The sequence below is a fragment of the Amycolatopsis sp. genome (assembly GCF_025464955.1).
Lineage (GTDB): Bacteria > Actinomycetota > Actinomycetes > Mycobacteriales > Pseudonocardiaceae > Amycolatopsis.
Map to the genome: position 1 here is coordinate 442,097 of NZ_JAODNM010000124.1, position 17,338 is coordinate 459,434.

17 protein-coding genes are annotated in these 17,338 nt (G+C 66.6%); 9 read left to right on the forward strand and 8 right to left on the reverse strand.

The features are described from left to right. Positions 1-187 precede the first annotated feature (187 nt). The 5 genes from JWQ81_RS32515 to dnaA all read right to left on the reverse strand — a co-directional run bounded on the left by JWQ81_RS32515 (position 188) and on the right by dnaA (position 6,942). Complete coding sequence (locus JWQ81_RS32515; RefSeq protein WP_297547585.1) at positions 188-751, reverse strand: DciA family protein; 564 nt, start codon at positions 749-751, stop codon at positions 188-190. 241 nt (positions 752-992) lie between these two features. After that, positions 993-2,150: a DNA replication/repair protein RecF gene (recF, locus tag JWQ81_RS32520; protein ID WP_297547586.1), complete on the reverse strand. Its 1,158-nt coding sequence runs from the start codon at positions 2,148-2,150 to the stop codon at positions 993-995. A gap of 21 nt (positions 2,151-2,171) precedes the next feature. Beyond that, entirely contained in the window at positions 2,172-3,062 is an 891-nt protein-coding gene (gene gnd, locus JWQ81_RS32525) for a phosphogluconate dehydrogenase (NAD(+)-dependent, decarboxylating) (protein ID WP_297547587.1), read from the reverse strand. 59 nt (positions 3,063-3,121) lie between these two features. Beyond that, positions 3,122-4,258 (reverse strand): DNA polymerase III subunit beta, encoded by a 1,137-nt coding sequence (gene dnaN, locus JWQ81_RS32530; protein ID WP_297547588.1) that lies wholly within the window; start codon positions 4,256-4,258, stop codon positions 3,122-3,124. A gap of 1,061 nt (positions 4,259-5,319) precedes the next feature. Further along, complete coding sequence (dnaA, locus tag JWQ81_RS32535; RefSeq protein ID WP_297547589.1) at positions 5,320-6,942, reverse strand: chromosomal replication initiator protein DnaA; 1,623 nt, start codon at positions 6,940-6,942, stop codon at positions 5,320-5,322. Positions 6,943-7,587: 645 nt separating this feature from the next. On the opposite strand from dnaA, the gene rpmH reads away from it, so the two are divergent. The 5 genes from rpmH to JWQ81_RS32560 are packed head-to-tail and all read left to right on the forward strand — an operon-like array spanning position 7,588 to position 10,267. Beyond that, positions 7,588-7,731, forward strand: coding sequence for a 50S ribosomal protein L34 (rpmH, locus tag JWQ81_RS32540; RefSeq protein WP_297547590.1), 144 nt, complete (start codon positions 7,588-7,590; stop codon positions 7,729-7,731). A 23-nt stretch (positions 7,732-7,754) separates the two neighbouring features. Continuing rightward, positions 7,755-8,156, forward strand: a complete 402-nt coding sequence (gene rnpA / locus JWQ81_RS32545; protein WP_297547591.1) for a ribonuclease P protein component — start codon at positions 7,755-7,757, stop codon at positions 8,154-8,156. Beyond that, entirely contained in the window at positions 8,153-8,470 is a 318-nt protein-coding gene (gene yidD / locus JWQ81_RS32550; protein ID WP_297547592.1) for a membrane protein insertion efficiency factor YidD, read from the forward strand. Before rnpA ends, yidD begins: the two co-directional genes overlap by 4 nt. Positions 8,471-8,474: 4 nt before the next feature. Further along, positions 8,475-9,665 (forward strand): membrane protein insertase YidC, encoded by a 1,191-nt coding sequence (gene yidC, locus JWQ81_RS32555; RefSeq protein WP_297547593.1) that lies wholly within the window; start codon positions 8,475-8,477, stop codon positions 9,663-9,665. Positions 9,666-9,694: 29 nt separating this feature from the next. Further along, positions 9,695-10,267, forward strand: coding sequence for a R3H domain-containing nucleic acid-binding protein (locus JWQ81_RS32560; RefSeq protein WP_297547594.1), 573 nt, complete (start codon positions 9,695-9,697; stop codon positions 10,265-10,267). 69 nt (positions 10,268-10,336) lie between these two features. On the opposite strand, the gene JWQ81_RS32565 is transcribed toward JWQ81_RS32560, so the two are convergent. After that, positions 10,337-10,924, reverse strand: coding sequence for a DinB family protein (locus JWQ81_RS32565; protein ID WP_297547595.1), 588 nt, complete (start codon positions 10,922-10,924; stop codon positions 10,337-10,339). A 336-nt stretch (positions 10,925-11,260) separates the two neighbouring features. Here JWQ81_RS32565 and rsmG point away from each other — a divergent pair, with 336 nt between their 5' ends. From rsmG to JWQ81_RS32580, 3 genes are all read left to right on the forward strand, one after another. After that, entirely contained in the window at positions 11,261-11,941 is a 681-nt protein-coding gene (gene rsmG / locus JWQ81_RS32570) for a 16S rRNA (guanine(527)-N(7))-methyltransferase RsmG (protein ID WP_297547596.1), read from the forward strand. A 121-nt stretch (positions 11,942-12,062) separates the two neighbouring features. Further along, positions 12,063-12,992: a ParA family protein gene (locus tag JWQ81_RS32575; protein ID WP_297547597.1), complete on the forward strand. Its 930-nt coding sequence runs from the start codon at positions 12,063-12,065 to the stop codon at positions 12,990-12,992. Further along, complete coding sequence (locus tag JWQ81_RS32580) at positions 12,989-13,996, forward strand: ParB/RepB/Spo0J family partition protein (RefSeq protein ID WP_297547598.1); 1,008 nt, start codon at positions 12,989-12,991, stop codon at positions 13,994-13,996. The genes JWQ81_RS32575 and JWQ81_RS32580 overlap by 4 nt, the downstream gene beginning before the upstream one ends. 122 nt (positions 13,997-14,118) lie before the next feature. Here JWQ81_RS32580 and JWQ81_RS32585 read toward each other — a convergent pair whose 3' ends face one another. Both JWQ81_RS32585 and JWQ81_RS32590 read right to left on the reverse strand, forming a co-directional pair. Continuing rightward, positions 14,119-15,069: a D-alanine--D-alanine ligase gene (locus tag JWQ81_RS32585; protein ID WP_297547599.1), complete on the reverse strand. Its 951-nt coding sequence runs from the start codon at positions 15,067-15,069 to the stop codon at positions 14,119-14,121. 62 nt (positions 15,070-15,131) lie between these two features. Then, positions 15,132-16,451, reverse strand: coding sequence for a PLP-dependent aminotransferase family protein (locus tag JWQ81_RS32590; RefSeq protein WP_297547600.1), 1,320 nt, complete (start codon positions 16,449-16,451; stop codon positions 15,132-15,134). A gap of 202 nt (positions 16,452-16,653) precedes the next feature. On the opposite strand from JWQ81_RS32590, the gene JWQ81_RS32595 reads away from it, so the two are divergent. Beyond that, positions 16,654-17,295 (forward strand): GNAT family N-acetyltransferase, encoded by a 642-nt coding sequence (locus JWQ81_RS32595; protein ID WP_297547601.1) that lies wholly within the window; start codon positions 16,654-16,656, stop codon positions 17,293-17,295. Positions 17,296-17,338: the final 43 nt, after the last annotated feature.

The following is a 17,338-nucleotide window of genomic DNA, read 5'->3' on the forward strand; positions in this document are numbered from 1 at the left end:
GTTTTCTCCTCGTCTCGCCCAAGAGGACGCTCGCTACGTACATCCTACTTGGCCGCCTCCGCTCACATGCGGCAAGGACACCCCTGATTTCGTCACAGAGCCACGAACGCGGCCTGGGATGACTCCGGGCGTAGCTAAGCGTTAGGCCGACGGCTCTCGGCGCGCTCACCGTGACGACCGGCGGACATCACCCGTACGTGTCGCGCGGACCGCGTCCAGGCACGTGGCGGTAGCCTTTTCGCCAGCTCGGGGCGGTCGGCCCCTGGATGCGCATCCGCTTGACCACGCCGTGGCCGACGCCCGCGGCGATCTTGGTCAGCAGCTGCGCTTGCAGCAGACGCAACTGGGTGGCCCAGGCCGTGGAGCTGGCTTGGACTGTCAGCTCGCCGTCTTTCAGTGCGAGCGGCTGTGCATGCTCGGCGACGTCTTCACCGACCAGCTTCGCCCAGTGCCCGAAGACGTGGCCGTTGGCGAGGCTGGTGTTCCAACCGCGCTCGACAGAGAGGCGCGAGACGATCCGGCCGAGCGGCTGCGGGTCGCGCTGGTCGGCTCCCGGCCCGGACCACCGGCGGCGGCGAGGGCTCTGACCACCAAGACCACCACCGGATTTGCCGGGTTTGCGAGCTCCAGGGGACGTTCCGCGGGCTTTGGCCTTCTCCCGGACGCCCTCCAGCGCGAGCTTCACGAGGTCGCGCCCGGTGGATGGTTCTGTGGATTGACTGGCTGTGTCCGCCGAGCCCGCCGAATCCACCGAAGCAGCTTTCACGTTTGGCCCAGCAGCGCTGTCACGCTGTGTGTTAGATCGGGGGGCCTCGCTTGGGTGAACGCCCGCTTTCGGGTGACGAAACCCCTCTTTTGGCCGTTCGGTCACACGCGGCGATAACTCGTTCACGATGTTATCCACACTATCCACAGGTTTGTCCCCAGATCGGTGCGACTCTGGTGTGGTCCCGGTCACCGCGCGTGGCCAGTTTGATCTTGTGGGTGATTGGTCAGGCACGGGACAGCTCACCTTCTGCCACCAAAAAACGGCATCCGGCCAGTTCAGCCGGGATATCTTCCTCGACCGCAGCGGTCACCAGCACCTGTTCGGCACTCGCTGCCACCTCCGCGAGCCGGGACCGCCGACGGCGATCAAGCTCCGCGAACACATCGTCCAGCAACAACACCGGTTCTCCGGCTTCGCCACGCAGAAGCTCGTACGACCCGAGCCGCAGCGCCAACGCGAACGACCATGATTCCCCGTGGCTCGCGTAGCCCTTCGCCGGGGCCTCCCCGAGGATGAGCTCGAGCTCGTCGCGATGCGGCCCGACCATGCTGACCCCGCGTTCCAGCTCGACCTTCCTCGAGTCGGCCATGGCCTGGACCATGATCGCGGCGAGTTGCTCGACGTCGGCGCGCTCCCCACCGGGCACGCCGTACTCCGGCGGCATCGCCGCACCGAGACTGGAGCGGTAGGCGATCTTCGCCGGCCTCGAATCCGGTGCCACCCCGGCGTAGGCCGCCGCGGTGTACGGCTCGAGGTCGGCAACCAGGTTCAGCCGCGCCGCGAGCAGCTGCGCGCCGGAAGTCGCCAAGTGGTTGTCCCAGACTTCGAGAGTCGACAGCGCGTACGGGTCTTCCTTGCCGGTGCCCTTGCGCTTGCCCGCGGTCTTGAGCAGCGCGTTCCGCTGTTTGAGGACCTTCTCGTACTCGGCGCGGACGCCCGCGTACCGAGGAGCCCGCAGTACGAGCAGCTCGTCGAGGAAACGACGTCGCTCCCCTGGGTCTCCGCGCACCAGCGCCAGGTCCTCCGGAGAGAACAGCACCGTGCGCAGGATTCCGAGGATGTCGCGAGGCCGGCCGACCGCGCCTCGGTTGACGCGGGCCCGGTTGGCCTTGCCCGGGGTGATCTCCAGTTCGACGGTCAGCTCGCGGTCCTCGTTGACCACGGCCACCCGCACCAAAGCCCGCTCGCAGCCATGGCGGACGAGCGGCGCGTCCGACGCGACCCGATGCGAGCTGAGGGTCGCGACGTACCCGATCGCTTCGAGCAGGTTCGTCTTGCCGCGGCCGTTCGGCCCGACCAGCACGGTCGGACCCGGCGTCAACGGCAGGTCGGCGTGTGGCCACGACCGGAAGTCGGTGACCTGGAGATGTCTGAGATGCAAGCGCTGTACCCGGGAATTCTGCTAGCTGCCGGCCTTCTTCACGGCGTGCCCGCCGAACTGGTTGCGCAGCGCCGCCACTGCCCGCATCGCGGACGAGTGCTGCTGCCGCGAAGCGAACCGGGCGAAGAGCGCGGCGGAGATGACCGGCGCCGGCACCGCGTTGTTGATCGCTTCTTCGAGCGTCCACCGGCCTTCGCCGGAGTCCTCGACATAACCCTCGAGGTCGTCGAGGTCCGGGTCCTCATCGAGCGCACGCACGAGGAGGTCGAGCAGCCAGGACCGGACGACGGTGCCGCGCTGCCAGCCCTTGATCACGGCGGGCACGTCCTGGACGACCTTCGAGGCCTCCATGAGTTCGAAGCCTTCGGCGAAGGCCTGCATCATCCCGTACTCGATGCCGTTGTGGATCATCTTCGCGTAGTGGCCGGCACCGACCGAGCCGGCGTGCGAGAAGCCTTCCTCGCGCGGACCTTCCGGGCGCAGCGCGTCGAAGATCGGCATCGCGTGGGCGACATCGGCCTCGGCGCCGCCGACCATCAGGCCGTAACCGTTGTCCTTGCCCCAGATGCCACCGGACACCCCGGCGTCGACGTAGCCGATCTTCTTGGCCGCAAGCAGTTCCGCGTTCAGCTTGTCGTCGGTGAACTTCGAGTTGCCGCCGTCGATCACCATGTCGCCCTCGGCGAGCAGCTCACTGAGCTCGGTGATCGTCTGCCGGGTCGGGTCACCGGCGGGCACCATCACCCAGACGATCCGCTGACCGTCCAGTTTGGACACCATGTCGGCGAGTGACGCGGAGTCGCTCACCGCCGGGTTGCGGTCGTAACCGACAACTTCGTGGCCGGCCGCGCGAAGCCGCTCACGCATGTTGAAACCCATCTTGCCAAGGCCGATCAGTCCCAGCTGCACCATGAGATCCCCTTCGTTCACAACAGAAATTCGCCAGAGCGGGAAGAGCGAGTACGAACCGGTCAGCCCGGGAGGCGGACCGGCATCAGGAGGTAGAGATAGCCAGGAACGACGTTGCCCTGCTCGTCCGCGGGCTTGATCAGCGCGGGGCGGTTGGGCGTGGTGAAGGTCAGCTCGGCGCGGTCGGCGTGCAACGCGCTCAGCCCGTCGACGAGGTAGCCCGGATTGAAGGCGATGGTCACCGCTTCGCCTTCGTAGTCGACCGGAAGCTCTTCCTCGGCGCTGCCTTCGTCGTCGCCGCCGGCGGAGAGCCGCAGCGATCCGTCGGCGAACTCGAGCCGGACCTGAGTGCCGCGCTCGGCGACCAGCGACACGCGCTTGATCGACTCGGCGAGTGCGGCAACCTCGATGACGGCCCGGGAAGTGTGCTGCGCCGGGAGAAGCTGGCGGTACGGCGGGAACTCGGCGTCGAGCAACCGCGTCGTGGTGGACCGGCCGGACCCGGTCAGGCCGAGCAGCCCCTCACCACTGGCGAGCGCGAGCTGAACGGTGGCACCGCTCGAACCGAGAGACTTGGCCGCTTCGGCCAAAGTCCGCGCGGGCACGAGGACCGCGGCGTCTTCGAGACCTTCGGTCGGCTCCCAGGTGAACTCGCGCATGGCGAGCCGGAAGCGGTCCGTTGCCACGAGGGTCAGCGAAGTACCGGAGATCTCCAGCCGCATGCCGGTGAGCATCGGGAGGGTGTCGTCCTTGCCCGACGCGATCGCGACCTGCGTGACGGCCTGACCGAACGCGTCACCGGCGAGTTCACCGGCGAAGGCGGGCTGAGCCGGCAGCTGCGGGTAGTCCTCGACCGGCATGGTCGGCAGGCTGAACCGGGCACTGCCGCAGGTGATGCTGGCGCGGGCGCCGTCGACGGCGATCTCGACCGGCTGGTTCGGCAGCGACTTGGTGATGTCGGCGAGCAACCGCCCTGAGACCAGAAGGCGACCGCCGTCGGCGATGGTGGCCGCGACGCCGACCGTGGCCGAGACCTCGTAGTCGAAACCGGAGACCGTCAACGTGTCGCTGCCGCCGGTGTCCGAGCCGGCATCGAGGAGCACCCCGCCGAGCACCGGAACCGGCGGCCGGGACGGGAGGCTTCGAGCCACCCACGCCACGGCGTCGGCGAGCCCGTCACGCTCGACGCGGATCTTCATGCGCCCATCCTTTCGACAGCCGAGCTCGTCGGAGCCCGAGAAGATCAACGAGGTCGCGGACCGGGCGCCGGAGCGGCACGGCCGGAGACCTCGCCGGTGTGGTGCGGTCCGGCTCCGGGGATCGGCGCCGTGGACCAGGTGTGGGCTCCCACGTTAGGCCGTCGGCGAGGACCGCGTCATCTCGGCCTCGCCATCGACTTGTCGACAAAGTTGCGGTGGCCTCGAAGTGTCCCCAGCTTCGGCCCCTGCCTGTTTTTATCTTTTTCTTTTCTTCAAGAGATTTAAGAACAGCAGTAGTAATAGGCGTTGTGGATTGTGTGGACAGGTGCCGTCTTGGCTGCTGGCAGGCGGTCCCGACGTGTGTACAGGGTGGGTGGCGAACCGGTGGACAGTTCGGGCGGCCGGTGGATGAATTTTCCCCACGTTCGATCCGTCCACAGATCCGGCCGGTTGTCCCCATGGTTGTCCCCAGTTTGCGAGCCAGTTGTACCCAGGTTCGGCGGCCCTCCGGCGTGATCGGAATCGCCCTGTCGAGTGACGGGCGCCGGATGTGGACTGACTGGGGACAGCCTGTGGAACCACTGGGTACAACCATGTGGACTTCCTGTGGATGGGCTGGGGACGGATTGTGGAGCAAATCCCATCGTCGCCTGTCGGGAGGCCTACCACCCTGTGGGGCAACCGCCCACAGGGTGGGGAAACTTCCTTGTGGGCCAACGAGTTTTTCAACGCTGTCCGAAGTGGTCTCGACGTGCGTCACGATTTCGCAGCTATACAAGGGATCTCGCGCTGCGTACGTAGGCGTCACCGCTTCGCGCGCTGAAGGCGGCTACGCGACGTCTCGCTCGCTACGCGAAGCTGCTTGGCAGCCAAGGAAAATCGCGTACGCACTCGCAACTCGACGGCGAGTTGCGCTGTTGTGGGGTAGGGCGCGTCCGCCCATTCGTATCAGGGGTCCCCCGATACGCAACGCTGTCGACAGGACACCGAGACGAAGAACGGGCCCTCCCGGTGGTGGGAGGGCCCGAAGCGAAGCGGCTCTATAGATAAGGACAGAAGGCTTACTGCCGGGCGCGCTGCTTGATGCGCGAGGTGAGTTCCTGGACCTGGTCGTAGATCCGCCGGCGCTCGGCCATCTCCTTGCGGATCTTCTTGTCCGCGTGCATGACCGTGGTGTGGTCGCGGCCGCCGAAGGTCTGCCCGATCTTCGGCAGGGACATGTCGGTGAGCTCGCGGCACAGGTACATCGAAATCTGCCGCGCGGTGGCCAGCGCCTTCGTCTTGCCGGGGCCGCAGAGGTCGTCCAGGCTCACGTCGAAGAACTCGGACGTGACGCTCATGATCGTGGGTGCGGTGATCTCCGGGGCGTGGGAGTCCGGGATCAGGTCACGAAGCACGATCTCGGCGAGGCTGATGTCCACCGGTTGCTGGTTCAGCGAAGCGAACGCGGTGACGCGGATGAGCGCGCCTTCGAGCTCCCGGATGTTGGCCTCGACTCGCGTCGCGATGAACTCGAGTACTTCGGCAGGCGCGTCGAGGCGGTCCTGTGCGGCCTTCTTGCGGAGGATCGCGATGCGCGTTTCGAGTTCCGGCGGCTGGATGTCGGTGATCAGGCCCCACTCGAACCGGGTGCGCAGCCGATCTTCCAGGGTTTCCAGCCGCTTCGGCGGGCGGTCGGAGGAAACGACGATCTGCTTGTTCGCGTTGTGCAGCGTGTTGAAGGTGTGGAAGAACTCTTCCTGAGTTCCTTCCTTGCCTTCGAGGAACTGGATGTCGTCGACGAGCAGAATGTCGATATCTCGATACCGGCGCTGGAACGCGACCTTGCGGTCGTCTCGCAGCGAGTTGATGAAGTCGTTGGTGAACTCTTCGGTCGAGACGTACCGGACGCGCATGCCCGGGAACAGGCGTTGCGCGTAGTGACCGACCGCGTGCAGCAGGTGCGTCTTGCCGAGGCCGGACTCGCCCCAGATGAACAACGGGTTGTATGCCCGGGACGGTGCCTCGGCGACCGCGACCGACGCGGCGTGCGCGAAACGGTTGGAGGCGCCGATGACGAACGTGTCGAAGGTGTACTTCTCGTTCAGCCGGGTCTTCGAGGTCTGGGGCTGCGCGGGCGCCGTGTAGGGCTGGCCCGCCACCGGGCGTCCGGAGAACGTGGGCCAGATCTCGTGCACGGCGGCGAGCGCTTCGCCTTCTTCGTCCACTTCTTCGTCACTGTCGTCGTTGGTGTCTTCGGTTTGCGCCTGGGGGATCGGCTGGGCCGGTGGTCCGGCGGGCGGACGCACCGGCGCGCGGACGCCGTCAGTTGCCGGCAGCGGCGGAGGCTCGGCGGCTTGTCCGGTGTGCCCGGCGGGGTTTTCCACCCGGCTGGGTGAGGGCGTGTAGCGCGGCTGGCTCGACGGCGTGCTCACGACGGACTCGGTGCTGTCGACCTTGACCGCGAGTGAGACGTCGCGGCCGAGACGTCGTGAGAGCGCGTCAGTGATCGCGCCGCGGAGGGCGCGTTCGATCGCTTCCTTCGCGAAGTCGCTTGGCGCGGCCAGCAGAGCGGTGCCGTCGAGCAGGCCGATGGGCCTGGTGACGCGCATCCACGCTCGTTGCTGCGGTGAGAGCGTGCCGTCGGAAAGTTCTCTGACGACCTGCTCCCAGATGACACCCAGATTGACCTGATGGTCGGACACCTAGCTAGCTCCCCTCCCCGCGGTAGCGCTCAGCCACTGAAAACGACACTGGAACCACGTCGAACCACTCCCTGAGCACGTAGTTCACTTCATCGAGTGTCGTCGAGTGCAGTCTTGGACCGATCCGCTTACCCGGCGCAGCAGGTATCCACATAGTTGTCCACAGCTGTGCACTAATGTACGACCACCCGCGGTGACTCCAGCCGCGGGCTCTCGCTGCGCCGGCCGAGGCCTCCACTCCTGCGGCGCACAACGTCATCCGGCGCGGTCACAGCGATACTGTGCACGTGCACCGAAGACCCGAGAGAGGCACGCTAACAAGTGCCGGGCCTTGCCACAAGGCCGTGGCGGAGGCAAGCATTTCACGGTGTACGGCGTGTTGCCATTCGGTGCTGCGCGGTAGGTCCACCAGTCTCGTCCGCTTGATCGCGGTGTGTGGTCGAGGGGGCGCTTTCGTCGCCACGGAAGCGGGTGCGTACCCTCGTAAGGTCTCCCGCCTGCAGTGGGTGTGTTCTGCGTGCCCGGGTAGTCGTCGCTGGATGTGACGGGACCACACGTTGGTAGGAGACACCACAGACTGCCGTGTGCGAACACGACACGCCTGACGACGGGCGACCAGAAGTCGAGACCAGGAGATTTTGAGCCGTGAGCAAGGGTAAGCGCACCTTCCAGCCGAACAACCGTCGCCGCGCTCGGACCCACGGGTTCCGTCTGCGCATGCGGACTCGCGCCGGCCGGGCCATCTTGGGTGCCCGTCGTCGCAAGGGCCGCGAGACGCTGTCCGCCTGATTCGGCCGTCGTCGAGGCGTGCCGTGTTGCCGGCTGCCGCACGTTTGCGGCGTAGTGAGGACTTCCGCGTTGTCCTGCGACGCGGGGTCAGGGCCGGTAAGCGCCGCCTCGTCGTCCACGCACTGACCACGGACCCGCCCGGGTCTGCCGAGGCAGCCAGGGCGGGTTTTGTGGTGAGCAAGGCCGTGGGCAATTCGGTGGTCCGCCATCGGGTGAGTCGTCGACTTCGCCATCTTGTGTCCGCCCGGCTCGGAACCTTGCCGGTCGGTACTACGTTGGTAATTAGGGCGTTACCCCCGGCCGCCACCGCGAACAGCGCGGAGCTCGGCTCGGATCTTGACGCTTCACTGCGCAGGCTCGGCTTGCTCGCGGCGAAGCAGACACGCATCCGCGACGCCTCCCACGACGAGGGAGCAGCGGTGTGAGCGAAAAACAAGCGACCACGACAGGTGGAACGCCGGAAGCACTCCGGCCGGGCCCGGTGGCGTGGGTGCTGCTGCTCCCGATCAAGCTGTATCGCAAGGCGATCTCCCCCTTCTTCCCACCCGCGTGCCGGTTCTATCCGAGCTGCAGCGCGTATGCGGTGGAGGCGTTGACCCGGCACGGCGCCGGTCGCGGGCTGTACCTCGCGACCCGCCGGCTGCTGCGTTGCGGCCCGTGGACCATGCCTGGCCGCGACCCGGTGCCCGAGGTGTTCTCGTGGCGTCACCAGAGACCTGGTACATCAACCGAGGAGTAGTTTCGTGCTCAACTTCATCTACTACCCCGTGTCCTTCATCCTGTGGTGTTGGCACAAGGTGTTCGGGTTCGTCTTCGGGGACGCCACGGCCATCTCCTGGATCCTCGGCGTCATCTTCCTGACCTTCACGATTCGCGGCATCCTCTTCAAGCCGTTCGTGAACCAGGTCCGGTCGATGAAGAAGATGCAGGACTTCGCACCCGAGATGAAGAAGGTGCAGAAGAAGTACGCCAACGACAAGCAGAAGCAAGCGCAGGAGATGCAGAAGCTCCAGAAGGAGCACGGCGTCAACCCGCTGGGCAGCTGCCTGCCGATGGTGCTGCAGATCCCGGTCTTCATCGGCCTGAACCACGTGCTGCGGTCGTTCACCAACCTCGGGCTCGAGCAGAAGACCGGCAACTACTTCTTCGACCACGCGGGCGTCGAGTCGTACGTCAACGCCAAGTTCTTCGGCGTCAACCTCGGTGAGGCGATCCACAACACCGCCATCGTCGGTGGCACGGGCGGCGGCTGGCACTGGAGCATCGCGCCCGTCGCGATCCCGCTGATGATCATCGCCGGTATCGCGACCCACCTGACCGCGCGTCACAACGTGAGCCGGCAGAACCCGGAATCGGCCACCGGGCAGACCGCGATGATGAACAAGCTGACGATGTACGTCTTCCCGCTCGGTGTCCTCGTCTTCGGTGCGCTGTTCCCGATGGGGCTGCTGTTCTACTGGCTCGCCAACAACGGCTGGACCCTGATGCAGCAGCGGCTCGTCTACACGCGCATCGACAAGGAGCAGGAAGCCAAGAAGGCCGAAGCGATCGAGAAGCGCAACGCGCTCGCCCCGAAGGCAGGCCAGAAGCCGGCCGTCGGACAGAAGCCCGCGGTGGGGCAGAAGCCGGTCCAGCAGAAGCGAAACCAGTCCGGCGGTGGCTCGCAGCAGGGCAACAAGAAGGTCGTCAAGGCAGGCTCTCCGCACGGCTTTGCGCAGAGCGCGTCGACCGCGAAGGCCGGAACCGCACCCAAGAACAACGGCACCAAGTCGAGTTCGGCGAAGCCCGCCGCGGCCGGTTCCGGTGGTAATGCCACCGGAACCGGCGCCGCGTCGCAGGGCAACTCCGAGAACGGCGGTGCCCAGGAAAACGGCTCGGGAACTCCCGGCCTGATCAGCGACTCACCTAAGAAGTCGGGCCGCAAGCGTCGTTGACGCTGTCGGGTCTGGAGAGGAGACGAATGATGTCGGACACGATCGACACGATCGAAGCCAAGCAGGACGACGCCGCGTCGGAGGCGACCGAGGAGTCCATCGAAGAATCCGCCACACCGGGACGCCGCGGAGACGACCTGCTCGTGCAGGAAGGCGACATCGCGGGTGACTACCTCGAGCGGCTGCTGGACCTGCTCGACTACGACGGCGACATCGACCTCGATGTCGAAGCCGGTCGCGCGATCGTCAGCATCGACGGCGGCGAGGATCTCGAGAAGCTCGTCGGCTCGCGGGGCAACGTCCTCGAGGCGCTGCAGGAGCTGACTCGGCTCGCGGTTCAGCAGGAGACCGGTTCTCGCAGCCGGCTCATGCTGGACATCGCGGGCTGGCGTGCGGACCGCCGCGAGGAGCTGAAGGAGCTGGGCCGCTCGACCGCCGAGTCCGTGGTCTCCTCCGGCGAGCGTGTGCGGCTTCAGCCGATGAGCCCGTTCGAGCGCAAGGTCGTGCACGACGCGGTCGCCGCGGTTGACGGAGTTCACAGCGAGAGCGAGGGTGAAGACCCGAAGCGTCGCGTGGTGGTCTTCCCCGACACCGAGGCCTGACAGCCGTCAGAACTACGAACCGCCCCACTGGATCTTCCGGTGGGGCGGTTTTGTTTTGTGGTGAGCGCGTCAGTGACTGAGCGGACGGTGTGCTTCCGCCGCGAGCTGAACGCGCTCGACGTAGGCGGTCGACGTTTCCTCGGGATCGCTCGCTGTCCGCCCGTCGATCATTTCGCGGACGATGTCCGCATGCCCGGCGTGGTGCGCGGTCTCGGCGACCATGCGCACCAGCAGAGAGCCGAACGTCGTCTCCCGCCGTGCTTCAGGCCACCACGAAACGCTCGCCGGTGAGTCGAGCGCCAGCTGGCCAATCGACTCATCCGAGTGCGCCCAGGCCGCTCGGTACAAGTCGACGATGTAGGTCTTGCTCTCTTCGGCTTTCGCCCACATGTCCGCGCCATCCCAGATCGACCCGTCGTCGACCCAAGGCAACTGAACCGGCGAAGGACGACCTACGGAGTTCCCCAGATAGGCAAGCTCGAGCCCGGCGAGATGTTTGGCGAGCCCGAGCAAGTTGGTAGCGGTCGGTGTCATCGGTCGCCGGATCTGGTACTCCGTCAAGCCGTCGAGCGCGGCGAGGACGGTCTCCCGGGACTCCTGGAGGTATCGGCGTAAGTCGCGGGTGAGTGTGGCGTCGACGTCAGATCGTTCGGTCATGCGCCGAGGCTAACGCTCCGCGTTTCACGTGAAACGGTTAGCCGAGCGCCTGCATCACCGAAGCGAACCGGATGGCATTTTTCGCGGCAGAAGGCCGGGACCGGACGACTTCTGCCGGGTCGGCGGAGAAGCAGCCGACGTACATCGTCGACCCCTCGACGACATGGACACCGAGTCGCTCTCGATGTCCACAGTTTCACGTGAAACGGCGCGAGAGGCTCGGTCGCTAGGTGGAGTTGTCCACAATTGCGGTCTGTCGCTCGGATCTGGCGGCGGAGTCGTGGACAATCAACCTGAGCCGTTTCACGTGAAACGGCGATGGTTGAGGAGTGATCAGTGAGCTTGGATGGTGCCGCGGTCGCGGTGCGCACAGCGGCAACCAAGGTCTTCGGTGACCACGTCGACAAGGCCGAGGGGTACGTCGAGCTCCTGCGCGAGCATGGCGTCGAGCGTGGGTTGATCGGACCGCGTGAGGTGGATCGACTCTGGGAGCGGCACGTTCTGAACTCCGCGGTGATCGGTGAACGCATCCCCGAAGGTGCCCGCGTCGTCGATGTCGGGTCCGGCGCAGGGCTACCGGGTGTGCCGCTGGCGATCAGTCGACCGGACCTCGATATCGTTCTCCTCGAGCCGATGGCCCGTCGGGTCGACTGGCTCACCGAAGTTGCCGAGAAGCTGGACCTCTCCATCATCATCGTGCGTGGACGCGCGGAGGAACGAGAAGTGCGCGAGCAGGTAGGCGACGCGGACGTCGTCACCGCTCGCGCCGTCGCTCCCCTGGCTCGTCTCGCGGGATGGTGTCTGCCGCTCGTGCGGCCTGGTGGCCTTCTTCTCGCACTCAAGGGTGCGAGTGCCGCCGAGGAAATCGAACGTGACCAACTGGCTGTCCGACGAGCAGGTGGCGGGTCCCCAGTGGTCGCCGAGTGTGGCTCGGCGGTCCTTGAGGTACCGACCACGGTCGTCCTGATCGAGCGGCTTGCGGCGAAGCCGGCGCGGCACCGAGGCAGGCAGAAGTAGTGCACCACGAGTACGGAGCCGCGATGTTCCACGTGAAACGCCGCGGCCAGATCGCCGCTGAGACTTCACCGCATGAGCCCGCTACCCATGAGCCATCCACACAGAGGAGGTGTCTCGACCGGTGACTCCCCCGCCGTCAGACCCCACAAGCACCAGCAGCGAGCTGGGCTGGACCCCGATCGCCGAGGAAGCAGTACGCGCCGCGCGCATCCTGCACCCGAAGGCGAACCAGCTGCCCCGCCCCGACCACCGGCGAGTGCTGACCGTTGCCAACCAGAAGGGTGGCGTCGGCAAGACGACGAGCACGGTGAACCTGGCCGCCGCCCTGGCCGTCCACGGGCTGAAGACGTTGGTGATCGACCTTGACCCGCAGGGCAACGCCAGCACCGCGTTGAACATCGAACACCGCTCGGGCACGCCGTCCATCTACGAGGTGCTGATCGGCGAGGTGACGCTCGCCGAGGCGTCCGCGGTCAGCGAGCAGTCCCCGAACCTCTTCTGCGTTCCCGCAACGATCGACCTTGCCGGCGCCGAGATCGAACTGGTGTCGATGACGTCCCGCGAGCACCGGCTGAAGGAGGCGCTGTCGACGGAGATCCTCGACGAGATCGGCGTCGACTACGTCTTCATCGACTGCCCGCCGTCGCTGGGCCTGCTGACGGTCAACGCCATGGTGGCCGCACAGGAGGTACTGATCCCGATCCAGTGCGAGTACTACGCGCTCGAGGGACTCGGCCAGCTGCTCAGCAACATCGAGCTCGTCCAGGCCCACCTGAACCGCGAACTGACCGTCTCGACGATCCTGCTCACCATGTACGACGGCCGCACGAAGCTGGCCGACCAGGTGACGCAGGAGGTGCGCAACCACTTTGGCGACACCGTGCTCACGACGGTGATTCCCCGGAGCGTGAAGGTCTCTGAGGCGCCCGGGTATGGCCAGACGGTCCTCGCCTACGATCCGGGTTCCCGTGGCGCCATGAGCTACATGGACGCCGCAAAGGAGATCGCCGTGCGCGGGGCGACGGACGGACAGAAGGGCGGAGAGTTATGACGGAGCGAAGGGGCGGCCTCGGCCGCGGCCTGGCGGCGCTGATCCCGACCGGGCCGCCGCCCGGATCGGGCCCGACGTCGATCGTCGAGCGGGAGTCCGCCGACCATCGTCCGGGCAACGGCTCGGTCCGTGACGGCGGGGCGGGGCCGCTCGGCGCCGCCGCGTCGAGCGGTGAAGTCGCCGGTGCGGTCTACCGGGAACTGCCGATCACGTCGATCAAGCCGAACCCGAAGCAGCCGCGGCAGGTCTTCGACGAGGAAGCACTGGGCGAACTCGAGCACTCGATTCGAGAGTTCGGACTCATGCAGCCCATCGTCGTGCGCGAGTTGGGCAACGGTGAGTACGAGCTCGTCATGGGTGAGCGGCGGCTGCGCGCGTCGCAGCTGGCCGAGCTCGAAGCCATCCCCGCCATCGTCCGGCAGACCGCCGACGAAGCGATGCTGCGCGACGCGCTGCTCGAGAACATCCACCGCGTTCAGCTCAACCCGCTCGAAGAAGCAGCCGCGTATCAGCAGCTGCTCGACGAGTTCGCGGTCACCCACGAGGAGCTCGCCAGCCGGATCGGCCGCAGCAGGCCGGTCATTACGAACACGATCCGGCTGCTGAAACTCCCGCTTCCGGTCCAGCGCCGGGTCGCCGCGGGCGTCCTTTCGGCGGGGCACGCCCGCGCGCTGCTCTCGCTGGACGACGCCGGGAGTCAGGAAGAGCTGGCGGTTCGCATCGTCGCGGAGGGCATGTCGGTCCGCGCGACGGAAGAAGCGGTCACCCTCAAAAAGGGTGAGAAGCCGGTGAAGCCGAAGGCTCCCCCACGCAAGCCGATCCAGGCTCCGGGGCTCCAAGATCTCGCGGACCGGCTCTCGAACACGTTCGATACGAGGGTCAAGGTCGACCTCGGTCGCCGCAAGGGCCGGATCGTGCTCGAATTCGGTTCGGTCGACGACCTCGAACGCATCGTATCGATCATCGACGGAAATGAGACAAAACAGGCACGGGAAACCGACTAGGGATCACCCCGGGTCGTTTCGTCACGGTGATGATTGCTCGCGGTACTGGTTCTCGTCACGCGAAGTCACCAGATTGAACGGCCGGCGGCTCAGCAGAATTCTCGGTCCCCGCTGTCTCTGAGTCAGCTTCGGCGTTCGATGGCGCGCGAGACGAGTTCGCCGAACACCGAGCCGAGCGAGGAGCCGGACGCTTCGATCGCCATCGGCACGGTCGACGTCTCGGTCAGGCCCGGCGAGAGGTTGACTTCCAGGAATTCGACGGTGCCGTCGGTACGGATGATCGCGTCCGTGCGGGAAATGTCGCGCAGCCCGAGCAACCGGTGCGCGGCGACGGCGAGTTCGCTGACCGACTTCGCGTCAGCCTCGGACAACCTTGCCGGCGCGAAGAAATCCGTCAGCCCGGCGGTGTAGCGGGCGGTGTAGTCGTAGACGCCGCTCTCCGGCACGATTTCGACGGCAGGCAGAGCAACCGGACCAGCTGCGCCTTCGATTACCGTCACGGCCACCTCAACGCCGTCTACGAAGCGCTCCGCGAGCACGGTGTCCCCGTAGGCGAAGCAACCGACCATCGCGGCGGGCAGTTCGGTCGCCTCGCGGACGACCTGGGTGCCGAGCGCGGATCCGCCCTGATCGGGCTTGAGGATCAGCGGCAGCCCCAGCCGTACGACCATCGCGTCGAGGACGCCCTGCGCGCCGAGTTCGCGGAACGTGCTGTGCGGCAGGACGACCCAGTTCGGAGTCGAGTAACCGGCCTTCTCCAGCAACGCCTTCGCCGTGGGCTTGTCCCACGCGTGGCGACAGCCCTGAGAACTCGTTCCCACATAAGGAACTTCGAGCATCTCCAGGATCGTTTGCACCGAGCCGTTCTCGCCCTCGCCGCCGTGCAGGGCCACCACGACCGCGTCCGGGCGCTGCGTGCGCAGGCGGTTGATCAAGCCCGCGTCGGTGTCCCACTCCTCGACGGACAGACCCTCGCTCCGGAGTGCCGCGGACAGGCGCCGGCCGGAGCGGAGCGAGACGTCACGTTCGTGGGACAGACCGCCTGAGAGCACGGCAACGGTACGTTCGGCCACCGGGTGACTCCTTATGTCTCATGTGGACGGTCGGGTGGACCGCCGGCAAAACCCGAGGGCGCTCAGGCCGTGTCGGGAGACGGGTTCTGTGGACCCGAGATGGTGCGTGGGCTCACGTTACCGAAGGTGCGCATGAGGTCCATTTCGGACTCCAGCACGGCGGCGAGGCGCCGGACGCCTTCCTTGATCCGGTCGGGCGTCGGATAGCAGTACGACAACCGCATCTGTCTGCTGCCGAACGCATCCGCGTAGAAGCCGGTCCCAGAGGCGTACGCGACTCGCGCGGTCACCGCCCGCGGCAGCATCGCCTTGGTGTCGACCCCCGGGGGCACGGTCACCCAGACGTAGAACCCGCCGTCCGGGTGGGTCCAGCTGCAACCGGCCGGCATGTGCTGCTCCAGTGCGGTCAACATGGCGTCGCGGCGCTCGCGGTAGCTCTCCTGGAACTTCTTGATCTGGCCCTGCCAGTCGTGGGTCGCCAGGTACCGCGAAACGATCATCTGGTTCAGCGTCGGCGGGCACAGCGTCGCGGATTCGGCGGCCAGCACCAGTTTTTCGCGCACGGCGTGCGGAGCGAGCACCCAGCCGACCCGGAGACCCGATGCGAACGTCTTCGAGAACGAACCGAGGTACACGACGTTGTCCGGGTCGAGCGAGCGGAGTGCGGGATACGTCTGGCCGTCGAAGCCGAGTAGCCCGTACGGGTTGTCCTCGACCACGAGGACGCCGTACTCGCGGCAGATCTCGAGGATCTCGGCGCGGCGCTCTACGGCCAGCGTCACACCGGCGGGGTTGTGGAAATTGGGGATCGTGTAAAGGAACTTGACTCGCTTGCCGTGCTTCTCGGCCTGGGCGAGTGCATCCCGCAAGGCCTCGGGCACCAGGCCGTCGTCGTCCATAGTGACGTGAGTCACCTGGGCCTGGTACGCCGTGAAAGATCCCAGCGCGCCGACGTAGGACGGACCTTCGGCGATGACGATGTCGCCCGGGTCGCAGAACAGCCGGGTGACCATGTCGAGGCCCATCTGCGAGCCGACCGTCACCACGACGTCGTCAGGATGCGCCGAGATGCCTTCCAGCGCCATGATTTCGCAGATCTGCTCCCGCAGCACCGGGATGCCGTGCGCGGAGCCGTACTGCAGCGCGACCAGCCCGTCCTCGGCGATGATCTCGGCGACCTGCGTCGACAGCGTGTCCAGCGGCAGCGCCGCCAGGTTTGGCATACCGCCCGCGAGCGAGACGACCTCCGGCCGGCTCGCGACGGCGAACAACGCTCGGATCTCCGATGCGGTCATCCCGGCGGTGCGCGCGGCGTACCGGTCGAGATGCGGGTCGAGGTTGTGGTGGCCGGCTTGCAGCCTGACAGGGCGGTTCTCGGTCATGGGACACGTCACCAGGATCTCGGCGGGCGGGTTCTACCGGCAGGTAGACCCACCGAGTGTAACCACCACACCGTGTGGCCTAACCGACCTTTCGGCGCGCATCACATCGGCCTATCCTCGGACACGTCCTTTCGGACGTGTGCCGTGCCCTATTCTGGAAGCACGGGTAGGCAGGTTTTCCGGTGTTCTGCAAGGAGGACGCGTGTCGCGACGCGTAGTGGGCGTCACGCTGGACAACCTCGAGCAGTTGCCCAAGCGCTGCCGGCGGTGCGTGTACTGGGAGGTCGCGCCGCATCTCAAGGCGCAGGCCGAGGAGTACGGCTCCACCGAGGTCGAGAAGGAGTCCTGGGTGTCGAGCGTGCTGCTCGAATGGGGCTCCTGCGGCCGGATCGCCTACAGCGACACCCTGCCCGTCGGTTTTGTCTTCTACGCCCCACCGAACGCCGTGCCGCGCGCTCGGGCGTTCCCCACCTCGCCTCCGGGCCCCGACGCCGTCCTGTTGACGGCGTTCCAGGTGCTGCCCGAGTTCCGTGGCGGCGGGCTGGGCCGCATGCTCGTCCAGGCCGTGGCGAAGGACCTCACCAAGCGCGGGGTAAAGGCGATCGAGGCGTTCGGTGACGCCGATCCGGCCGAGAACGAGCTCGAGGAACACAGCTGCGTCGTGCCGGCCGCGTTCCTGCAGAGCGTCGGCTTCAAGACCGTTCGTCCGCACCCGAAGTGGCCGCGCCTGCGTCTCGAACTGCGCTCGGCCAGCTCGTGGAAGGAAGACGTCGAGGCGGCTCTCGAGCGGTTGCTCGGACAGGTCACCATCACCACGGCCGAGCCGAGCCTCAACCGCGCCTAGCCCATCTCTGACCCGTCGTCCTTCTAGCACGTGATCATCTAGC